The sequence below is a fragment of the Dysosmobacter welbionis genome, from assembly GCF_005121165.3.
Classification (GTDB): domain Bacteria; phylum Bacillota; class Clostridia; order Oscillospirales; family Oscillospiraceae; genus Oscillibacter; species Oscillibacter welbionis.
In genome coordinates this window covers 2,294,742-2,308,858 of record NZ_CP034413.3, presented here as the reverse complement: position 1 = coordinate 2,308,858, position 14,117 = coordinate 2,294,742, and the positions used below count along the sequence as shown (strand labels likewise).

The window sequence follows — 14,117 nt, the reverse complement described above, 5'->3', positions numbered from 1 at the left end:
GCCTTACCGCCCCACATGGGAAATCATACTGCCCCTACACAGAAAAGCCGCCACAGGCGGTTTCTTCGCCTATTTTGAACCCTAATTCCTGCGTTTTTTGGAACGGCGGGAAAGATAGTACGGGCAGGACACTACTACTGTCCGGAAACTCTGCTTGCAGGGATGGGCGCAGCCTTTGCAGAGCTTGTTATACTGACGCCTGCCGTTCTCGCCCAGGAAGAACGCCCATTCCAGACGCCATTTCTTGCTCCGGCTCATAAGTCGCCCAGCTCCGGGGGCTCCTTCTGCGGGGTGGGCTTGTCCGGGCCTTTTCGCGACCCACACTCCCGCTTTGCGTCCTCCAGCCGCTCCCGGATGGAAGGCTTTTTCTCCGGCGTGGTCCTGCGCGCCTCGGCCTGGGCTTTCTCCAATTCCTCCCCACGGCGGCCGTTGTTGATGATCCCGTCGATCATGCCGTAGTCATCCTCTAGGGTCATTTCCGCCGTGCGCAGCGGGTTTTCCGGCTCCACGGGAACGGATACGATCTGCCCGTTGATGCTGGCGAACAGCTCCGGCCGCTTGAATTGCTCAGTGTACTTCTGGATCATGTCCGGGGGCAGGGACGCGAAACTCTCCGGCCCCAGGCCCACCACCAGGAAGGTGCCCGCCACAATGTCGTAAATCTCGCCATGCTCGTCCCGGAGGGAACGGTTCAGGTCCAGACCGATGAGCTTGCCTTCATCATTCAGCACCAGCCCCACCGGATCGTCAAAGGGATAGGAGGCGGCAATATCGCCGCCCACCTCCGCTTGCAGCGCATGAAGGCCGGGATCGATCTCCTTCACATAGGGTTCCTTCATAGGCTCCACCACCAGAACAGTCAGCTTCTCCGGCGCGGTATGTTCGGGGGCGGCTCCGCTGGGGATGGCAAAGGCACGGCTGCCATTGGCCATGATGAGATACTTCCCGTCCTCGGACTCATGGTGAAAACCGTATCCGGCCGCCTCCATCTGTTCCCGGCTCATATCCGTCACATGGAAGATTCCCCTGGGAGTCCGCACCGTTTCGCCGGTCTCCCGGTCATCCGGGGTGGGCGCCGCTTGCTGCCCGTACAACTCCGCCTCATACTCCCGATTTGCCTGCTCCGCAAAGGACAGCATCTCGTCCACATGGGACTGGTCCGGGTTTTCAATAGCTTCCCGAATCGCCTGCGGGTCCACATCCAGAAATTCCTCATAGCCGGTGGCGTCCTTGAACTTCTCAATCTCCGAAGGCAGATAGTCCTCCTGGGTCTGCCCCAGAGCGGCCAGCTTCTCGTCCAGAGTGGAGATGCGCCCGGCCATCAGATTTTCGTAGATTTCTTCCTTCGCCGCGTGTTCCTCCGGGTGCTCGGCGGCATACTGCGGGTCGTGCTGCCGGAAAAACTCGTCCATATCGTAGGCAAGGTCCATGGCCCATTCCGAAATTTCTTCTTCAGGGATGTCGTCCTGGAAGGTCATCACCTGGTATTCCTCCGGGATGCTGCCGCGCTCGCCATCGTAATACTCATGGAAGCTGTCCCCGGTGTCCCGCACATAGCCCAGGTCGGTGAACTGGCCGCTTTCCTCCAGGGCAATGTCCCGTCCGTAGGCCTCATAGTCGATGTAGTTGCGCAGATGCTCCGGCACCTGCATGGCGTCCAGTTCCTCGATGTAATACCGGCCCAGATCGTCGTGGTCGTGGATGTCAGGGTAGATGTCGTAACAGTCCAGGTTCTCCGTCAGATTGATAAGCTCCTGGATGCTGCCCGTGTGGTCGCCGATCTCCATGGCCGCCTGGAACCGCTCGTATTCATCCTGGCTCATATCATCCAGTTTGGAAGCCAGGTAGTTCAGCTCGTCCAGGTTTGCATACTCACCCAGCAGGTCATAGAGGCCGTCCACATAGCAGTCGTAGTCCGTAATGAACCATTCCTCATAGGTCTGCCCGAAGTCGTCCTTCGCGCCGATCCCGATGCGCTCAAAGACCTTTTTCAGTTCCTCCGCCGTGGTGGGAAATTTCACCCATTCACCCACAAGGGCGCCCTCGTTGTATTTGCCCAGGTTAGTGATGAAAGCGGCAAAGGGATACTCTTTGTCATAATCATAATGGGGCATAGCGACACCTCCTTACAGTTCCGGCGCAGGCTTTTCCCGATGGGGCTGCGCCTTGCTCTGATTGGCACATTCCTTCCGGCCCTGCTCCAGCCGCTCCTTGATGGAGGGCTTTTTCTCCGTCTGCTTCTCCCTGGGGCGCTCGTGCTCCCACTCGTCGCCGGAGAGGGTGAGATACCCCTTACTGGTGAAACACCCCTGTTCCTCCTGCATGGCGTGGTTGCCGAAGGGAACGGGATCAATGGCGTCCAGCAGCTCCGGGGGCAGAAGGACATCCAAATGCTGCGCCAGATAGCGCCAGCCCACATCCTCCACCTTGCTGATGTTGGGCTCCAGGACAAAATACTCGGCGTTGGCGGGAAACTCCCGGAACTGCTCCAGGGTGGTCAGACGATAGGGCGACTCCTGGACAGCGGCCAGGAGGTCACGATCCTCCAGGGAAAGTCCGGCAAGCGCCTGGGCCGCTGCCTCCAGCTCGCTTGCGTCACCGCTTGCGGGGAGCAGCGGTTTCAAATGCTCCATGAAATTAGGTTCGGTTTTGCTCAAAGACATCATCCTTTCTGAAAATGGGTAAAAGAAAAGCAGGAAACCCGGAAAGGTTTCCTGCTTGATGCCGTCACTGGCGGCTTCTATTTTGTTGTGGTATGTAGTCTATCCCTTCAGGTTGTCCAGCGCAGCGGGGTTGTTGGAAAGAATTGCGCCGACTGTCTGGCAACTTTCCAATTCAGGACAGTCACCGCAGGTCGTCACGCCTTTTTGTCGGGCGCATTGACGAATACCGCAAAGGCTTTCACAATACACCGTTTTCACTCCATCCACGCGGCAGCCTTGACAGTTGATATGCTCCGGCAGAATGGGCGCATGATTTAATTCAGACCATAGTTTTGCAGTTTTCTCGCGCAATGCCTGATCGTCGTTGATCGTTGCAAGATAAGCGTCGCACTTCTCACAGTCCAGCCCACAGTATGCGATCATATCCCTCACGGCTATTTACCTCCTGAAAGATTTTGGCCTTATTATACAGCAAATCGTTACTCTTGGATAGAGCCGTGAAGGAAGAACGACACGATACTTATTTCTCAATGCGGTAATTCACATACTTCCCGCCGGTGTCGGCCAGAACGATTGTCCCGTCATAGGTTTTCCCAGTACGCAGGGAGCGCAGTCCCTTGACCTTTGTCTTTCCGTCTTTGAGCAATGCAGTGGCAATTTTGGAAGTAAAGACCTTTCCGCGCTGCTCGAAAAAGCGGTCATTCTTCCACATGACAAACTGACAGGCACGGTCCGAACAGGCGAAGTTCTTCTTACCCTCATAAACCGGCTTACCGCAGCGGGGGCAGAGCCCCACCGTCTCCTTCTCCGGCTGGAACAGCTTTTGCCCATCCTCGGAAATGTGGGAGTATTTCCGCACCAGCTCCGCCGTCATCGCCTCGATCCCGTCCATGAAAGCCTCCGACGCCGCCTGACCCTTTGCCACCTCGTTCAACCGCTGCTCCCAATCCGCTGTGAGTTTGGGAGAGGTCAGCAGTTCCGGCAGCACCGTGACCAGGTTGACGCCTGCCTTTGTGGGGATTAGGTTCTTGCCCTTGCGCTCGACAAATCCGCCGGACACCAGCTTTTCGATGATGGCCGCCCTGGTCGCCGGGGTGCCCAGGCCCTTGCGTTCTGCCTCGTCCGGCATATCTTCCTTGCCTGCGTTCTCCATGGCCGACAGAAGGGTATCCTCGGTGTAGGGCTTGGGGGGCGAAGTGAAGTGCTCAGTGACGGAGGCGGCGACCGGCTCAAAAACCTGCCCCTCGGTCAAGGCGGGAAGAACACCCTCGGCATCTTCATCCTCCGGCTTCTCCTTCAGGGAGGAACGGAACACCTCCTGGATAGCCCGCCAGCCCTGGGAAAGCACCTGTTTTCCTTTGGTCGTGAAGGTATGTCCGCCGCAGTCAAAGATAGCCGTGACCGCCTCATACACGAAAGGCTCCGCTGCGGCACACAGCAGCTTGCAGCAGACCAGCAGAAGGATATTGCGCTCGCCCACAGGCAGCGCAGGGACATCCTCCTTTTCCAGCTCCAGGGTGGGAATCAGGGCGTGGTGGTCGGATACCTCCTTGTCGTTCAGCAGCGCCAGAACATCGGGGAAAAACTCTGGGCAGGCGTCGAAGGGAGGCACCCGCGCCGCCAGATGCAGGACCACGGAGGCGGTCTCCGCCATGTCGCCGGTCAGATACCGGCTGTCCGTGCGGGGATAGGTCAGCAGTTTCTTTTCATAGAGGGATTGGGCGTAGTCCAGGGTTTGCTTGGCCGTGTAGCCAAACACCCGGTTGGCCTCCCGCTGCAAGGTGGTCAGGTCGTACAGTTTGGGCGGTTTCTCCGTCTTTTTCTCCTGCGCCACGGATACACAGGTTGCTTTTTTACCATCGCAGGCATCCCGGATGGTCTGGGCGTCCTCCGGGGAAACAATGCGGTCGCTGACCGCCTCGGCGCTCTCCAGCGCCAGCCGCACATGGTGGTATTTCTCCTTGCGGAACAGGACAATCTTGCTGTCCCGGTCGGCCAGCATCGCCAGGGTGGGCGTCTGCACCCGCCCAATATTTAACGTTCGATGATACAACACCGAAAAGAGCCGTGAGGCATTGATACCAACAAGCCAGTCCGCCTTTTGGCGGCAAAGTGCCGATTGATACAGCGGGTCATAGTCCTTGCCGGGGCGCAGGTCGGCAAAGCCCTCCCGAATCGCCACGTCCTCCATCGAAGAAATCCAGAGGCGGGAGAAAGGCTTGGAACATCCGGTAGCCTCATAGACCAGCCGGAAAATCAGCTCACCTTCGCGCCCCGCGTCGCAGGCGTTGACCAGTTCCGTCACATCAGGGCGTTCCATCAGGGAACGGAGAATGTGGAACTGGTCAGCCTTTTCCTCGGACACCACATAGCGGAAGGGGGCGGGCAGGATGGGAAGGTCCTCATACCGCCACTTCTTATAGCGGTCATCGTAGGCGGCCGCGTCCGCCAGTCCCACCAGATGACCAATGCACCAAGAAATCAGCCAGCCGCCGCCTTCAAAATAGCCATCGGCCCTGGATGTGACACCCAGGGCCGATGCGATACTCTTTGCTACACTCGGTTTTTCACAGATCACCAATTTGCTCAATTCTGGTCCTCCTGTTCTTCCTGTTCAGGAACGTCCTCGTTTTCATATTCCTCGTCCTCGAACTCATAATCGTCCGGGTCGGCGCTGACCTTTGCGCCCTGTTTGGGCTTGATGAACTTGATGTAGGCGAAGGCTCCGCCGCCGCCCAGGACCGCCAGCAGCAGGATCAGTACCAGGGCGCCGCCGCTGCCGGACTCCTTCTCCGGTTCCGGTTCAGGCTCCGGCTCCACCTCCGGCGCTTTTCCGGCGCACTCGCTCATATTCACCGCGCAGACCGGACAGGCGGTATTCACCGCACCGGCCTGGCATTTCTCGACGCAGGTGCAGACTGCGGGTTGTTCCTCCGTCTGCCCATCTTCCATCAGCGCCATCAGGTCGGCTTCGTCCACCTGGTTCAAGAAGTGAACGGCGATCTCCTTGTCCTTGTTTGCCCGGTCGATTAAGATGTAAAAATAGTTGCCCGCTTTCGTGGTCACGGTGATAAGCTGCTTATCGCCGTAATAATCGTCCACCAGCGTGGCGTTGCCCTCCGGGGTAAGGGGCTGGTCCTCCGGCTCCATGCCTCCGGTGGCGGGTTCCTCGGTGGGTTCCGGGGTCGTCTCGGCGGGTTCCCCGGTGTAATAGTCGCCATCCCCACCGCCCGCAAAGGCGGTGACGGAGAAGGCGGTCATGCACAGGACCACCGCCGTCAGGGACGCCAAAAGGCGGAAAACTCTGTTACGCTTCATCTTCGCCGTCCTCCATTCCTTCCATATCCTCGTCGTCGGGGTCCGGCGCCGCCTCCGCCTCCATCATCCCGTCGGGCAGGGTGATAAGGCCGCTGGCGTAGGCTTTCAGAAAGGCGGTCAGCTCCTTGTTGTCCATGCGCACCGCCTTGACCATGCGGACGATCTCCAGGTTTTCTTCCTCGGTGAGCTGCGCCTCCAGCTCCCGAAGGCGCTTCTGCTGGGCGGAGATCTTCTCCTTCGTCTTTTCGATGTCCTTGCGGATCTTCTCAACCGTTGCCATGTGTGCAAAACTCCTTTCCAAATCGTTCTCTCCAGGAATAGTTCCGCCCCAGGCCCTTGACCGTTTTCAGATTTTGCCGGGCGTTGTCCTCCAGCGCCAGGGCGCGGCGGAATAAATCGTGATACTGCTCCCGCAGGGCGGTGATCTCGTCGGGTTTCATGCTGGGGCAGAAAAAACAGGACGATTTTCCCGGCTGGGGCAGCCCTGCCGCCTCGATCTGCCGGATGCAATCGTCCCGCGTCCATCCCCATTCCATCAGGGGATACCACTTGCTGTATTTTCGGTCGGCCAAGTCCCCCAGCAGCACCTTATTGCTGCGGTAGCCCTCGCCCGCGTCGTAGCCAATAAATTTGACCACCCGCTTGCCCGCCTCCCATATTCGGCGGCATGGCGGGTAATGGTTGCAGAACTTTTCCTGCGGCCCGATCTTGTGTTTCAGGGAACACCGCTTGAAGCCGTAGGCGATAGACGGAAGGCTGCAACTTTGCAAACATTCATCTTCCAGCGTCAGCCGTTTACCCTCACGGGTGGTCTTATATACTCTGGTAATGGACGGCATCCCGTGATCCTTCAGCCAGGAATCCATCACCTCCAGATAGGCGTAGGTGTGGGGATGCTCTGCCCCCGTATCCGCAAAGAGGATCAGGTCCACCGGGATACGGTGCTGGTGCAGCCCGATCAGAAGGGCGGTGCTGTTGGCGCCGCCCCCATAGGAAACCATATTGATACTTCATCACCTCCATCAGTTGTACGGCGGTCTGCCGTATGCGTAGAAATGGGACTGCCAGTAACTTGTATTCAGGTTGGAATACTGGATGGGGGCGCCGCAGTGCAGCATCATCCCGTCGCCCACATAGATGCCTACATGAGATACGCCGGTTGTATCGTAGGTCCCCACGAAGAACACCAGATCGCCGGGCTGGGGGTCGGATACCGGAGTGGAAATATTGTAGAGCCCCTGTGCGCCCAGCCGCCCGGTATTGCACAGGCCGCTGTTGGTCAGCACATAACTGACGAAGCCGCTGCAATCGAAAGAAGCGCTGGGACTGCTGCCGCCCCACACATAGGGATAGCCCAAATACTTTTCTGCCTCGGTGATAAGGGTATTGAACCGCTCGTCCGTCAGGTATTCAGCGGGAATCTCCCAGGCGGTAGGTGGGTTGTCGATGTACTTGTTCACATACCCGGAGGACGGGAACAGGTCGGGGCGGTTGCCCAGGGTGGACATATAGGTGGCGTACAAGGAAAGCTGTTCCTCGCCCATCATGTAGACCGGCACATGGGAGAGGTCGAAGTTTTCCAGCGTGACGGTGCAGATGGTCCAGGTGTACGGCACCTGGACCGTATAAGGATTGCCCTCGCTGTCCGTCCTTGTTTCCGTCCGATAGCGGGTCTCCGTTGTCACGGTTTCGGTGAGGATATATTGCTTGTCAAAGAGGTTTTGAAGGTCGTCCTGTACCTGGTCGATGGTGAACACCCCTTCATGGATTGCCGACAGAATGGAGATCAGCACATAGGGGTCGTGCTCAATTTCATCCAGGTCGAAGTGATACTCGTCATAGTCGTGGGTGGCCTCGTAGGTATCCAGGTACTCCCGCAATTCATCCTCTTTGGCGCAGTAGGCTTCTTCCGCCGCCAGCATATCGGAATCCTCGGAGAGATAGGAGGACGCCATGATGTTGGACACTCCGCCGCCGAACATGGAGGAACAGGATTGCAGGGAGCCCAGCAGCATCACCAGCAGAAGGCCGATGCCGCCCACGATCAGCGCGCCCTTCCAATGCCGTTTCAGGAAAAGGGCGGTGCGCTTGGACTCCTGGGCGGTTTTCTTGGCCGCCTTTGCCGTGGCCTCCGCTGTTTTCCCGGCCTGGGCAGTCTTGCCCGCTGCCCGATATGCCGCCGCATATTGCTTTTGCAGCTTCCTTTTCTGCCACAGGCGGGAGATGGGATTGGATGCAAGCTGGGGGTTCTCCGCCACGGCTTTCCGATAGCAGAAATCCGCATTGGCCTTGACCGCCGCCTGCTCCGCCTTTGCTACGTCTCGCCAGGGTTTCAGCTTGCGTTCCGCCCGCCAGTTCTGGACACGGCGGTTTCCGTAGCCCACAGCCTTCTCAAAGCTGCGTTCCCCCAGGTGGCCCGACTGGACGCCGGAATTTTCTTGCTCCACCTCCCGGACCTTGCCGTGGATCGCCGCGCCTGCCTCCTGAATAGGGCGGGACAGCGGATTGGTGTGGGGCTTTCCCGGACTCTTATTGGGGATCGCGTCTCTGGCGGCATCCAGCCGGTCCGCCGCCTTGTCCGACTTGCGGATAGCACCTTGCAGCTCCGGCTTGGCCTGGTCCGCCTCGGAAAACTGCAATCGGGAGGATGGACGGCCCGCTGCCGCCTCGCCCTCCCGATAGGCTCTGCGCTGTTTCCGGCGCTTCTTTTTGGCTGCTGCCTGTTCCCGGTGCAGTTCCGCACGGTCCACCGCTTTTCCAGCGGCGCCCGCCGCGTCGCCGGATGTGGAATAGTCCTGCTCCGGCGTCCGATCAGAGGGATAGGTAGTCTCGCCCGTGACCAGATTGACGGACACCGACCCGTCACGGGTCATCTTCTGCGCCTCCTTTTCGGGGGCTTTCCATTCTTTCAAGGTGCGTCACCTCCTGTTCCATAGGGGCAGATGTTGACACAGGCCCCGGTTTCGATCATGGCGATGTACTGGAAAATGGGATAGGCCTGGGGAGGGCAGACCGCATTCCCCAGGGTTTTCAGCCGCAACGCCCGGTTGTCCGTGTCCTCGGTCATGCGGGGGACTCCTTCGGGCTCGGCACGCCATAGGATGCGTCCGTCCATTTCGGGGGGAATCCCATGAGCCATTCCACCCAGTCCGGGTTCAGCGCCGCCTTTTCGGAAAAGGGCTGCTCCTGCCGGATCACCTGGGCCGACAGGTTGGAGGTCGGGGATTTGTCCCGGAAGGCCGCCGGTTTCAGGGTGGAACGGTAGTCCTCCGACGCTGCCGGGGTCAGGTAGAACACCGCCGCCGACAGGGACAGGCTCCAGATGGACCCGTCCTTGTTCCGTTTGCGGAATATCCCATTGTCCGACAGGAACACATCCAGGTTGGCAGCGTCTCGCCCCGTGGATTTGTCGGAGGCAAGGGGTGTGGGAAACATCAGCCGCGACGATAAAAGTTCGCTGGCGCTCATGCCATGCGCCGACGCCGCAAGCCGGAAATACGAATGGGAGAACAGCGTATCCCGCTTTTGCCAGGTCAAAAATCGTTTTGTCGAGCCCCATATTGATGAAGCCAGCAACATTTTCCCCAAGCACCCAATGGGGTCGCAGTTCGGCAATAACGCGGCACATCTCCGGCCACAGGTAGCGTTCATCCGCAAAGCCACGCCGTTTTCCGGCGGTGGAGAAGGGCTGGCACGGGAAGCCACCGGAGAGGATGGTGACGGTTTCAAGTCCTGTTCTTTCAAAAAACGCCTCCTTCGTGAATGTGGTGATGTCCCGGAATTTCGGCACATCCGGCCAATGCTTTTGCAGGATGGAATAGGGATAGTCCGCCCACTCGCATTGGCAGACCGTTTCAAAGCCTGCCGCCTCCGCCGCCAGGTCCAGCCCGCCGATACCGGAAAAGAGGCTCACATGGGTGAGGCGGTCAGGCATGGAGCTGGTCCTCGTCGTCCTCGCAGTCCACATAGAAGGCGTCCAGCTCGCACAGCTCCAGGGCCTTCAGCCGGGCAAGGTCGTCCTTGTCGCCGAACACCAAATAGCGGCCGGGGATGCTCCAGCGGTCAAACATCTGGTCGGCAATGTCCCCATAGTGCCGGGCGGTGTCGATCAGGTTCTCCATGTCCCGGCGGTCCTTGATCTTCCCGGCAAGAAAGGCCAGTTGGTGGAGCAACCCGTAGAGGTGGACCTCCTCGTCGATGTGCGCCTCGTAGGTCTTTTCCTCAATGACATACAGCTTTTCCTGTTCCATATCCTTATCCCATCCTTTCCTCATGTTCCACCTCGCTGGGCTTGGTGGTGAGCAGCTTATAAAGTTCGGTATCCTTCGGGAAGTCATCCGCAAAGGGCAGGATGACATTGTTGAAGAACAGCAGCCCGTGGCCCGGCTCGGAGTTGGTCACATAGGCAAGCTGTTCAGAAGAAATGTTCAGCCGCTCCGCCAGTATCTTCCGGTCGCCCGCCGCCTGGTTGAGCATATAGATGAAATCGCTGTTTTCCAGGATGTTTTCAATCTCCGGAGAGGAAAGCAGGTCTTTGGGGTTCTGGGTCGCCCCGGTGGGGATACCGCCCCACTTTCTGAACCGCTTCCAAATCTCGGCGCTGTACGCCGCAGTCTGTTCCTCTTTCAGCAGAAGGTGGAACTCGTCCACGAAATACCAGGTAGACCGGCCAATGGCCCGGTTGATGGTGACGGTGTTCCACACCGCATCCTGGACAATCAGCATGCCGGGCTTTTTCAGGTTCTTGCCCAGGCCCTTGATGTCAAAGCAGATAAGGCGGTTGGAGATGTCCACGGTGGTGCGGTGGTTGAAGAAGTTCAGCGAACCGTTCACATAGAGGTCCAGTGCCTGGGCAACCCGGTCGGCCTCCGGGATGTGCTGGGACAGCAGGGCGTTCATCAGGTCGCCCAAAATCGGCATATTCTCCGCCCGGGGATCGGCAAAGTAGGGCTGGTAGATCATCTGCACCGCCCGGTCGATGACCGTCTTTTCGATGGCCTCCAGCCCCGTCTTGCTGCCCATGATGAGCTCGCAGAAGGACAGCACGAAGTCGGATTTCAGCGCCAGCGGGTTTTCTTCCTCGGAATAGTTGAGGTTGATGTCCAGGGGATTTACATAGTCGGTGCTGGACGGGGACAGCCGGATTACCTGGCCGCCCAGCCGCTTCACCAGGGGCGAATACTCGTCCTCCGGGTCGCAGATGATGACATTGTCCTGGGTCATCAGCATGATAAAGGTGATCTCCCGTTTGCAGCTCATGGATTTGCCGCTGCCAGGCGTGCCGAACACAAGGCCGTTGGGACAGCGGGATTGCTTGCGGTCCAGCAGGATCATGTTGTTGGAGAGGGCATTGAGGCCATAGTACATGGCGTCGCCGCCCATGAACACCTCCTGGGTGACGAAGGGGACGAACACCGCCAGGGCCGAAGTGGTCAGGCTCCGTTCAATCTTGATGCAGTTGAGGCCCAGAGGCAAAGAAGACATCAGCCCGTCCTCCTGCTGGAAGTCCAACCGGGTCAGAAGACAGTTGTAGGTCTGGGCGACGCTGGCCGCCTGGGACACGGCGATCTCCAGCTTTTGCCGGGTCTCCGCCGTGTGCAGAACCAGAAAGGTCATGTTGAACATTCTCTCGTTGCGGGATTGCAGGTCGGTGAGAAGGTCCTTTGCCGCGCCGCCGTAGGTGGAAAGGTCGGAGGGAAGAATGTCCATATCGTAACCGCTGCGTACCGCCCGCTTCTGCTCCTGTATCTTCATGGCGTCCAGGTCGGTGATCTTTCGCTTGACCATTTTGATGGCCTCGTTCTGGTTGATGCCCCGGATGTGCATGGTCACCATGATATTCCCGTCCGCCTCCATGAAGTCGGTGAGGATGCGGTCGTGCATCTCCGGCGCCAGGATTTGCAGAAAGGACACCGCCCCGTACCGCCTGCCGATGCGGAAGGTGCGGGTCTCCCCGAAGTGGAAGGAGGACGGCGAAATGAAGTCCTTCACCGAAAGGCCGCTGGCCGGGAGCCAGTCCCATTCAAAGGCGAACTGCCCACCCTCCGGGTGGAGGATGTTGTAAAGCAGCTCCAGCCGTTCCTTTCCGTCCAGCACATGAGCCGCCGCCCCCATGACCTTAAAGCGGTTGAGGGTGTCGGTCTCGATGCGGGCAAACCGCGCCCGTGCTGCGGGAAGGTTCTCCGCCTCGATGGTCAGGGTCACATACTTGGTTTTCACATAGCCGTTGTTGCCCCGTTTGTACTGCATCCGCAGGATGTCCACCGCCTCGTCCCGGATGGGGTCCAGGTCGTTGCCCTGCCGGGTAATGCCGAACATTTCATCGGCGGCGCTGCCTCCGCTGCGGCTGTCCAAAGTGACCTGGACGCCGATGGAGGGATCGTAGCCGTTGTAGAAGTCACAGAGGCTTTCAAAGATGCTCCGCTGGTCCTCCGGCCCAGCCAGGCGGTAATTCACATCCTCAAAGGCAATGGTCTTGGAAAAGGTCCCGCCCTCCAGTCTGCACAGACCGTCGGGGAACATATTCTGAAACGGGATGCTGTCCTGCACCGTATGGGCTTTTCCGTCGCCCTTAGCCTGCCGGATCACCGCCTCGATCTGCTTGCGCTGGTTACGGGTGAGCTTACGCTTCGCCGGTCTTTCTGCCTTTTCTCGCAATCCGCTTCACCTCCTGTTCCAGTTGGGATTGCCGCACCAGGGCGGAATAGAGATTGTTGGTCTGGTAGATACGCACCTTCGGCCGGATGAATTTGTTCTGGATCAGATGGCCCAGAAATACTTCCAGCGGCTGCCCGTTCTTCTCGTACATGGCGAACAGGAAAAAGGGCAGCATCACCAGGATCATGCACAGCGCCGCCGTGGTGGTCCCCAGGCTCGCTTTTGCCAAAAAGAAAAGCGGCACACCTACCAGCGCCGCCGCTCCGAAACAGATCACTTGTCGTTTGGTCAGCCCGAACAGAACCTTGCTCTGTATCCGGCTCAGGTCCTTCGGGATCGTTACATAAGCCAATGTTTTACACCTCCTTTAGTGGGCGCCGAACAGGGATTTTGCAAGGCTGCCGGTCTTGAACAGGGTGTAGCACAGTAGAACCGTATAGCCCATGCAGCCCCAGATGGCCGCGGATATGTTGTCGCCGGATGTGGAGATGCCCTCCACCAGCACTGCGTAGATGCCCACGCAAATCATAATGAGGAAGGCCTGGAAGCCCAGGGCCAGCAGGGAGCGAAGGTAGTTCTGCCCCGTGGAGCCCCATTCCCGGTTGACCATCGTGGCAAAGGGGATGGGGCCTATGGAGGTCACCAAATACACCTCAATCATTCTGCCGTAGATCACCAGGAAGATGCAGATGGAAAGTATCTGCGTACACAGCCCCACAAACACGCTCTGGAACCACAGCCCCAGCAGGGCGCCCACGCTCCAGTCGGCAAGCTGGGTTTCCAGATCGCCCACCACGCCAGAGATGTCGATGCCCGCATCCGAGATGATGACCCCCGCCGACTGACTGACCACATTCTGCGCCACATCGAACACCGCCATGACGATGTTCCAGATGTTGGTGACGATCAACACCGCGCAGAAGGTCTTGAAAATCCACTTGAAGAAAATCCAGGTGTCGAAGTCGTGGAGGTTGTTCTTCTCGATGATGAGCTGGATCAGCTCGTAGCACATGACGAAGGTGAGGATGATGCCCGCGATGGGGACGATCACCGTCTCCGAGAGGTTGCGGATCATGTTGAAGATGCTGCTGTTCCAGGCGGCGGGTGTCATGCCGACCTCCCCGGCGATCTCGCCCACCTTTGTGTTCAGGGTATCAAACATCCCGGTCAGGTTTGAAATGATACCGTCAATGAGCAGTTCCTTGAACCACTCCTGGATCATATCCAATATCAAGGGAGATCACCTCCTTTGCGGGGGCTCCCGCTATCAAGCGAAAGCCCCCACCGGTTTTGGAGAAACATTAGGTGGTGGACAGCAGACCGGACAGCAGAGGGATCAGGGTGATGCCGATGAGGGCAACGCCGCCGCCCGCCATGAGCTGCTTGATGCCCTGGCTCTTTACTGATGTGTGATAAAGAAGTAATAGAAGTGTAAAAAATTTTGCCGTTCCTATCCGGCACATGAGGTATGTCGGATAG

14 protein-coding genes and 2 pseudogenes are annotated in these 14,117 nt (G+C 58.5%); all 16 read right to left on the bottom strand.

From position 1 onward, the window contains the following. Nucleotides 1-254 precede the first annotated feature (254 nt). On the bottom strand, nt 255-2,114 hold the full coding sequence (locus EIO64_RS12155) for an antirestriction protein ArdA (RefSeq protein WP_136891415.1): 1,860 nt from the start codon (nt 2,112-2,114) through the stop codon (nt 255-257). A gap of 12 nt (nt 2,115-2,126) precedes the next feature. Then, on the bottom strand, nt 2,127-2,663 hold the full coding sequence (locus EIO64_RS12150; RefSeq protein WP_249390910.1) for a hypothetical protein: 537 nt from the start codon (nt 2,661-2,663) through the stop codon (nt 2,127-2,129). Nucleotides 2,664-2,762: 99 nt separating this feature from the next. Then, entirely contained in the window at nt 2,763-3,086 is a 324-nt protein-coding gene (locus tag EIO64_RS12145) for a DUF3795 domain-containing protein (protein ID WP_346730096.1), read from the bottom strand. Between the two features lie 97 nt (nt 3,087-3,183). Next, nucleotides 3,184-5,253 (bottom strand): DNA topoisomerase 3, encoded by a 2,070-nt coding sequence (locus EIO64_RS12140; RefSeq protein ID WP_136891413.1) that lies wholly within the window; start codon nt 5,251-5,253, stop codon nt 3,184-3,186. Continuing rightward, entirely contained in the window at nt 5,250-5,981 is a 732-nt protein-coding gene (locus tag EIO64_RS12135) for a DUF4366 domain-containing protein (RefSeq protein ID WP_136891412.1), read from the bottom strand. The genes EIO64_RS12140 and EIO64_RS12135 overlap by 4 nt, the downstream gene beginning before the upstream one ends. Beyond that, nucleotides 5,971-6,261 carry a DUF4315 family protein gene (locus EIO64_RS12130; RefSeq protein WP_136891411.1) on the bottom strand — a complete coding sequence of 97 codons (291 nt, stop codon included), beginning with the start codon at nt 6,259-6,261 and terminating at the stop codon, nt 5,971-5,973. The genes EIO64_RS12135 and EIO64_RS12130 overlap by 11 nt, the downstream gene beginning before the upstream one ends. Beyond that, nucleotides 6,248-6,988, bottom strand: coding sequence for an adenine nucleotide alpha hydrolase family protein (locus EIO64_RS12125; protein ID WP_136891410.1), 741 nt, complete (start codon nt 6,986-6,988; stop codon nt 6,248-6,250). The genes EIO64_RS12130 and EIO64_RS12125 overlap by 14 nt, the downstream gene beginning before the upstream one ends. 15 nt (nt 6,989-7,003) lie before the next feature. Next, entirely contained in the window at nt 7,004-8,893 is a 1,890-nt protein-coding gene (locus EIO64_RS12120; RefSeq protein WP_249390667.1) for a C40 family peptidase, read from the bottom strand. Continuing rightward, the gene (locus tag EIO64_RS19255; protein ID WP_243423658.1) at nt 8,890-9,048 is read right to left on the bottom strand and encodes a hypothetical protein; all 159 of its coding nucleotides are present in this window, start codon (nt 9,046-9,048) and stop codon (nt 8,890-8,892) included. Before EIO64_RS19255 ends, EIO64_RS12120 begins: the two co-directional genes overlap by 4 nt. Next, nucleotides 9,045-9,416 carry a hypothetical protein gene (locus EIO64_RS19250; protein WP_429835904.1) on the bottom strand — a complete coding sequence of 124 codons (372 nt, stop codon included), beginning with the start codon at nt 9,414-9,416 and terminating at the stop codon, nt 9,045-9,047. The genes EIO64_RS19255 and EIO64_RS19250 overlap by 4 nt, the downstream gene beginning before the upstream one ends. Before the next feature lie 49 nt (nt 9,417-9,465). Further along, nucleotides 9,466-9,915, bottom strand: a pseudogene (locus EIO64_RS19245) (DNA cytosine methyltransferase); the annotation flags it as partial. After that, nucleotides 9,908-10,231: a hypothetical protein gene (locus EIO64_RS12110; RefSeq protein WP_136891408.1), complete on the bottom strand. Its 324-nt coding sequence runs from the start codon at nt 10,229-10,231 to the stop codon at nt 9,908-9,910. The pseudogene EIO64_RS19245 and the gene EIO64_RS12110, both read right to left, overlap by 8 nt. Nucleotides 10,232-10,235: 4 nt before the next feature. Then, nucleotides 10,236-12,638, bottom strand: coding sequence for a VirB4-like conjugal transfer ATPase, CD1110 family (locus EIO64_RS12105; protein WP_136891407.1), 2,403 nt, complete (start codon nt 12,636-12,638; stop codon nt 10,236-10,238). Continuing rightward, entirely contained in the window at nt 12,604-12,990 is a 387-nt protein-coding gene (locus EIO64_RS12100) for a PrgI family protein (protein WP_136891406.1), read from the bottom strand. The genes EIO64_RS12105 and EIO64_RS12100 overlap by 35 nt, the downstream gene beginning before the upstream one ends. 15 nt (nt 12,991-13,005) lie before the next feature. Continuing rightward, nucleotides 13,006-13,860: a VirB6/TrbL-like conjugal transfer protein, CD1112 family gene (locus tag EIO64_RS12095; RefSeq protein WP_136891797.1), complete on the bottom strand. Its 855-nt coding sequence runs from the start codon at nt 13,858-13,860 to the stop codon at nt 13,006-13,008. Nucleotides 13,861-13,939: 79 nt separating this feature from the next. After that, nucleotides 13,940-14,038, bottom strand: a pseudogene (locus EIO64_RS19035) (Maff2 family mobile element protein); the annotation flags it as partial. Nucleotides 14,039-14,117 lie beyond the last annotated feature (79 nt).

Bases quoted from the DNA above. Each gene is read 5' to 3' on its own strand.
- EIO64_RS12095 (WP_136891797.1), bottom strand. From the start codon at position 13,860: ATGATCCAGGAGTGGTTCAAGGAACTGCTCATTGACGGTATCATTTCA.
- EIO64_RS12130 (WP_136891411.1), bottom strand. From the start codon at position 6,261: ATGGCAACGGTTGAGAAGATCCGCAAGGACATCGAAAAGACGAAGGAG.
- EIO64_RS12150 (WP_249390910.1), bottom strand. From the start codon at position 2,663: ATGTCTTTGAGCAAAACCGAACCTAATTTCATGGAGCATTTGAAACCG.
- EIO64_RS12135 (WP_136891412.1), bottom strand. From the start codon at position 5,981: ATGAAGCGTAACAGAGTTTTCCGCCTTTTGGCGTCCCTGACGGCGGTG.
- EIO64_RS19250 (WP_429835904.1), bottom strand. From the start codon at position 9,416: ATGTTTCCCACACCCCTTGCCTCCGACAAATCCACGGGGCGAGACGCT.
- EIO64_RS12155 (WP_136891415.1), bottom strand. From the start codon at position 2,114: ATGCCCCATTATGATTATGACAAAGAGTATCCCTTTGCCGCTTTCATC.
- EIO64_RS12110 (WP_136891408.1), bottom strand. From the start codon at position 10,231: ATGGAACAGGAAAAGCTGTATGTCATTGAGGAAAAGACCTACGAGGCG.
- EIO64_RS19255 (WP_243423658.1), bottom strand. From the start codon at position 9,048: ATGACCGAGGACACGGACAACCGGGCGTTGCGGCTGAAAACCCTGGGG.
- EIO64_RS12145 (WP_346730096.1), bottom strand. From the start codon at position 3,086: ATGATCGCATACTGTGGGCTGGACTGTGAGAAGTGCGACGCTTATCTT.